General features: G+C 61.6%; 1 protein-coding gene. It reads left to right on the forward strand.

Annotated elements, in window-relative coordinates:
• Positions 1-184, forward strand: a 184-nt coding sequence (locus tag ACM6I6_RS24455; protein ID WP_414920825.1) for a hypothetical protein, incomplete at its 5' end; no start/stop codon positions are given.
• Between the last annotated feature and the right edge of the window lie 638 nt (positions 185-822).

An 822-nucleotide genomic window follows, 5' to 3' on the forward strand; every position in this document is an offset into this window, starting at 1 on the left:
TTTGGCGGTGATCTCGATTCTTTGTAGGAGCCGGCTTGCTGGCGATGGCGTCGGTGAGGTCGGCGCTTGGCTTGAGGGCCGATCGCTGGCAAGCCAGCTCCTACAGGTTCGTTGGTGGTTCTCGATTATTTGTAGGAGCCGGCTTGCTGGCGATGGCGTCGGTGAGATCGGTGCAGGGTTTTAGGGCCAATCGCTGGCAAGCCAGCTCCTACAGGTTTGGCGGTGATCTCGATTCTTTGTAGGAGCCGGCTTGCTGGCGATGGCGTCGGTGAGGTCGGCGCAGGGCTTTAGGGCCGATCGCTGGCAAGCCAGCTCCTACAGGTTTGGCGGTGAACTCGATTATTTGTAGGAGCTGGCTTGCTGGCGATGGCGTCGGTGAGTTTGGCGCTCGGCTTGAGGGCCGATCGCTGGCAAGCCAGCTCCTACAGGTTTGGCGGTGAACTCGATTCTTTGTAGGGGCCGGCTTGCTGGCGATGGCGTCGGTGAGGTTGGCGCTCGGCTTGAGGGCCGATCGCTGGCAAGCCAGCTCCTACAGGTTTGGCGGTGATCTCGATTCTTTGTAGGAGCCGGCTTGCTGGCGATGGCGTCGGTGCAGGGCTTTAGGGCCGATCGCTGGCAAGCCAGCTCCTACAGGTTTGGCGGTGATCTCGATTCTTTGTAGGAGCCGGCTTGCTGGCGATGGCGTCGGTGAGGTCGGCGCTTGGCTTGAGGGCCGATCGCTGGCAAGCCAGCTCCTACAGGTTTGGCGGTGATCTCGATTCTTTGTAGGAGCCGGCTTGCTGGCGATGGCGTCGGTGAGGTTGGCGCTCGGCTTGAGGGCCG

This window comes from Pseudomonas sp. IT-P218 (assembly GCF_949767605.1).
Lineage (GTDB): Bacteria > Pseudomonadota > Gammaproteobacteria > Pseudomonadales > Pseudomonadaceae > Aquipseudomonas > Aquipseudomonas putida_AE.